The sequence below is a fragment of the Vibrio sp. V10_P2A27P122 genome, assembly GCF_963874335.1.
Lineage (GTDB): Bacteria > Pseudomonadota > Gammaproteobacteria > Enterobacterales > Vibrionaceae > Vibrio > Vibrio anguillarum.
In genome coordinates this window covers 1-4,913 of record NZ_CAWNHY010000121.1, presented here as the reverse complement: position 1 = coordinate 4,913, position 4,913 = coordinate 1, and the positions used below count along the sequence as shown (strand labels likewise).

Sequence of the window (4,913 nt, the reverse complement as noted above, 5' to 3'; positions counted from 1 at the left end):
ACATGATTTTTCCTTAATTATTATTGTTAACTATTTTGAATAATGGTTTGTACTATTTTCATTGCTTCAATGGTTTCGTTCACATCATGGACACGAATAATCTGTGCACCTTTCATTGCAGCTACAGCCGCGCAGGTAACGCTCGCCACCATACATTCAGCTGGTTTTTTATTGAGTAGTTTAAAAATCATTGACTTACGGGACATCCCAGCCAATATTGGCAAACCTAGTTGATGAAATGCGTCTAGATGTGCAAGCAGATAATAATTATGCTCAATGGTTTTGCCAAATCCAAAACCGGGGTCGAGGATAATATTTGCACGCGCGATCCCCACACGCTCGCACGCTGCGACTCGATCTTCTAGAAAGAGCTTAACATCCGCTAACACATCTTGATAATGTGGGCTGGTTTGCATCGTTCGTGGCTGACCTTGCATATGCATGATACAGACAGGCACTTGTGCTTTAGCCGCAACCTCTAATGCCCCCGGCTCTTGCAGTGCACGAACATCATTAATCAAGTCAGCACCAGCCTCAACCGCCTGACGCATCACTTCAGCTTTACTGGTGTCAATTGAAATCCAGACGTCATATTTTGCACGAATAGCTTTAATAATAGGAATAACACGAGATAATTCGTCATCGAGAGTCACTTCTGGAGCCCCCGGCCGAGTTGACTCCCCTCCAATATCAATAATGCTGACACCTGCGGCAATCATTGTATCGGCATGCTCTAGTGCCAAATCTAGCGCGTTAAATTTTCCACCATCGGAAAATGAATCCGGAGTCATGTTCAAGATACCCATGACATGAGGACGATCGAGGATAAGTGTCTTTGTTGGGGTTTGAATCTTCATTTTGCTCTAAAACACAAAAACCCCGAGAAAGCTCGGGGTTTAATTTGAATATTAACGATTACTCAGCATCTTTCTTTTCTGAGGACTCAGTGGCTACTTCGTCTTCTGCTGCTGGCTCTACTTTTGGCTCTTGAGCTTTTTCCGCTTCCGCTTTTTCTGCTTGAGCTTTGGCTTGATCAGCCCAACCTGCAGGTTCGCGAATCTCGGTTTTACGCTCCATTAAGTCATCAATTTGGCCTGCATCAATCGTTTCGTATTTCATCAACGCATCTTTCATTGCATGCATAATATCCATATTCTCTTCAAGGATTTTACGCGCACGATCATAGTTGCGGTCAATAATTTTACGAACTTCGTCATCAATCAACTTAGCAGTATCTTCAGACACATGCTTAGTTTGAGTCACGCTGCGCCCTAAGAAGACTTCACCTTCATCTTCTGCATACAACAATGGGCCAAGTTTTTCAGAAAAGCCCCATTGAGTAACCATTTTACGAGCAATGGCTGTCGCACGTTCGATATCGTTTGATGCACCAGTTGAAACGTTTTCTGGGCCGTAAATTAACTCTTCCGCTAAACGACCGCCATACAAGCTTGAAATCATAGACTCAAGATGCAGCTTCGACATGCTAACTCTGTCTTGTTCAGGCAAGTACATCGTCACACCTAAAGCTCGACCACGTGGAATAATCGATACTTTATAAACAGGATCATGTTCAGGTACCAAACGACCAACAATGGCGTGTCCTGCTTCATGATAAGCTGTTGATGCTTTAGTTTCTTCAGACATCACCATCGAACGACGTTCAGCACCCATCATGATTTTGTCTTTTGCTAACTCAAACTCAACCATTGAAACATTGCGTTTGTTACCGCGAGCAGAGAATAACGCCGCCTCGTTCACTAAGTTCGCCAAATCGGCACCAGAGAAACCCGGTGTTCCGCGAGCAATCAATGAAGGTTCAACATCACCAGCTAAAGGTACTTTGCGCATATGAACTTTCAAGATCTGTTCACGGCCGCGAACATCAGGTAAACCGACCACCACTTGACGGTCAAAACGCCCCGGACGCAGCAATGCTGGGTCTAAAACGTCTGGACGGTTGGTTGCCGCAATGACGATAACGCCTTCATTGCCTTCAAAACCATCCATTTCAACCAACATTTGGTTTAAAGTCTGCTCACGCTCATCGTGACCGCCGCCGACACCAGCACCACGTTGACGACCTACCGCATCAATCTCATCAATAAAGATGATACAAGGTGAAGCCTTTTTCGCTTGCTCGAACATGTCACGTACACGAGATGCACCGACACCGACAAACATTTCAACGAAATCAGAACCAGATATAGTGAAGAACGGTACTTTCGCCTCACCAGCAATTGCTTTTGCCAGTAATGTTTTACCTGTACCAGGAGGACCAACCATCAAAACACCCGTTGGAATTTTCCCACCCAGTTTTTGGAAGCGACTCGGATCACGCAAGTAATCCACAAGCTCTTTCACATCTTCTTTCGCTTCGTCACAACCAGCCACATCACCGAACGTGGTTTTGATCTGCTCTTCACTCATCATACGAGCTTTGCTCTTACCAAATGACATGGCACCTTTGCCACCGCCACCTTGCATTTGACGCATGAAGAATATCCAAACACCGATCAGTAGGATCATCGGGAACCAAGAGATAAAAATGGTCCCGAGCAAACTTTGCTCTTCTGGTGGTGTACCTTGTACTTTAACGTTTTGATTAATCAAATCATCAAGCAGTTTTTGATCGTACACGGGCATGTAAGTTACATAGCGAGTACCACCGCCTCTACGAGTAAAGGAAATTTCACTATTGTTAAATTGAGCTTCTTGAATCTGGCCTTGGCCAACTTCCTGTACGAACGTGGTGTAATCCACTGCTTTGCCGTTACTATCACCAGGGCCAAAGCTCTGGAATACCGACATTAAAACGACAGCTATAACTAGCCACAGAATTAAATTTTTTGCCATATCACTCAAGGTGTAAGCCTCGCGATAACTAATTGTAATTAAAGGTAGGGTACTACAGTTTGTAACCTGTAGCCATATGTTAACTTATGCCTTGTACAGCAAAAACGTTAACCTTTGTAACCAGTGGCTACAACAAAGACTTCTCTTGAGCGAGCTCGCGAAGAGTCTGGTTTTCTTATTTTCACGACTTTAAACAGGTTTCGAACTTCTTTGACATAATCATCAAAGCCTTCTCCCTGAAAAACCTTGACCACAAAACTACCATTTGGAGTAAGAACTTGTCGACACATATCTAGAGCTAGTTCAACCAAATACATTGCCCTTGGCTGATCAACCGAATTATTTCCGGCGATGTTAGGTGCCATGTCTGACATCACCACATCAACCATATCAGGCTGTATACGATCTAATAGTGCGTCCAGCACGGCCTCTTCACGAAAATCGCCTTGTAAGAAAGCAACGCCAACAATAGGATCCATCGGCAAAATATCACACGCGATCACTCGGCCTTTATCACCGACGATACCCGCTGAATATTGAGACCACCCGCCGGGAGCCGCCCCTAAATCCACAACAGTCATTCCTGGCCTAAGCAGTTTATCTTTATTTTGAATCTCTTCTATTTTGAAAATAGCACGCGAACGATAACCTCTCTTTTTGGCTTCATTCACGTATTTATCATCAAAATGTTCTTTCAACCAGCGACTAGAGCTGGCCGAATGCTTCTGTTTACTCATTCGATTCCTAACTGAAATGTTTCCATCCAAGAAAGTATGGTAGAAAATATAGTCTTCAGGGATAGATGGCGTTAAAATAGCTTTTTTCAACCCTTATATTAAATAAAATTGGCCGCATAATGAACCTAAGCACCAAACAAAAGCAGCACCTTAAAGGCCTAGCACACAGTTTGAAACCTGTTGTACTGATGGGCGCGAATGGACTCACTGAGGCTGTTCTAGCGGAAATCGAGATTGCCCTCAACCACCACGAACTGATCAAAGTGAAAGTAGCATCCGAAGATCGCGAAACTAAGCAGTTGATTATCGATGCTATCGTGCGTGAGACTGGCGCAGAAAAAGTACAAACCATTGGTAAGATTCTCGTACTATTTCGTCAAACCGAGCAACGTAAAATCGAGATCCCTCGTAAGTAATCAGTCGCGTTATCGACGCTCTGACTCTGATGGATACAGACAAAAAAAGGTCGCACACTGCGACCTTTTTGATTGTTGTTGAAATGAATTAGAGGTATTCAACTTTATCGATTTCGAAATCTTTATCACCACCGGGAGTAGCGATAATCACCTCATCACCTTCCATTTTACCGATCAAACCGCGGGCAATCGGTGAGCTGACAGAAATGCGCCCAGATTTAATCTCAGCTTCATCTTCACCCACAATCTGGTAGCGTTTCACTTCATCAGTATCACTGTCAATCAATGTCACTGTTGAACCAAAAATCACTTTGCCTGTATTTTCCATTTTAGTGATATCGATCACCTGAGCAACAGATAGCTTATATTCAATATCACGAATTTGAGCCTCACAAATACCTTGCTCTTCTCGAGCAGCGTGATATTCCGCATTTTCTTTTAGGTCGCCAAGTTCACGTGCGGTTGCAATAGCTTGGGTAATTTGTGGACGTAATTTTAGCAGCCTATCTAACTCTTCGCGCAGCAATTGTTCACCACGAACTGTCATTGGAACTTTTTCCATTTTATACCTCTAATGCCAAAATTCGTATTTGGGCAAAACAAAACTACCCAACACAACAAAGGTTAGGTAGTACATGGATTAACATAGTTGCTAATCAGTGTAATCAAACTTCGTGACTAAATCATCTTAAATCACACGTGACCCCTGTCAGATTTCTGTGAATGAGTTTGGGGGAAAGTGATAAAAAACAGACACAAAGCTCATTTTCACGAATGTTTTCGCACAAAAAACCGACCCACTTCACTAAAAAAAAATAAAAAACAAACTATTCAGACCAGTTGATAAAAACCAATAAACCAAATAAAAAACAAAGACTTGATATTTATTTACACTAAATAAAAC

General features: G+C 43.0%; 5 protein-coding genes. 1 reads left to right on the top strand and 4 read right to left on the bottom strand.

Annotated features, from left to right (window positions below; all coding sequences use genetic code 11):
• Positions 1–26: 26 nt before the first annotated feature.
• From folP to rlmE, 3 genes are all read right to left on the bottom strand, one after another.
• Entirely contained in the window at positions 27–857 is an 831-nt protein-coding gene (folP, locus tag AACQ17_RS06365; RefSeq protein WP_094146868.1) for a dihydropteroate synthase, read from the bottom strand.
• A gap of 58 nt (positions 858–915) precedes the next feature.
• Positions 916–2,865, bottom strand: coding sequence for an ATP-dependent zinc metalloprotease FtsH (gene ftsH, locus AACQ17_RS06360; protein WP_017049783.1), 1,950 nt, complete (start codon positions 2,863–2,865; stop codon positions 916–918).
• Positions 2,866–2,963: 98 nt separating this feature from the next.
• Entirely contained in the window at positions 2,964–3,593 is a 630-nt protein-coding gene (gene rlmE, locus AACQ17_RS06355) for a 23S rRNA (uridine(2552)-2'-O)-methyltransferase RlmE (RefSeq protein ID WP_047690104.1), read from the bottom strand.
• Between the two features lie 119 nt (positions 3,594–3,712).
• Here rlmE and yhbY point away from each other — a divergent pair, with 119 nt between their 5' ends.
• Complete coding sequence (gene yhbY, locus AACQ17_RS06350; RefSeq protein ID WP_010318529.1) at positions 3,713–4,009, top strand: ribosome assembly RNA-binding protein YhbY; 297 nt, start codon at positions 3,713–3,715, stop codon at positions 4,007–4,009.
• Between the two features lie 88 nt (positions 4,010–4,097).
• On the opposite strand, the gene greA is transcribed toward yhbY, so the two are convergent.
• Entirely contained in the window at positions 4,098–4,571 is a 474-nt protein-coding gene (greA, locus tag AACQ17_RS06345; protein WP_013857625.1) for a transcription elongation factor GreA, read from the bottom strand.
• Positions 4,572–4,913 lie beyond the last annotated feature (342 nt).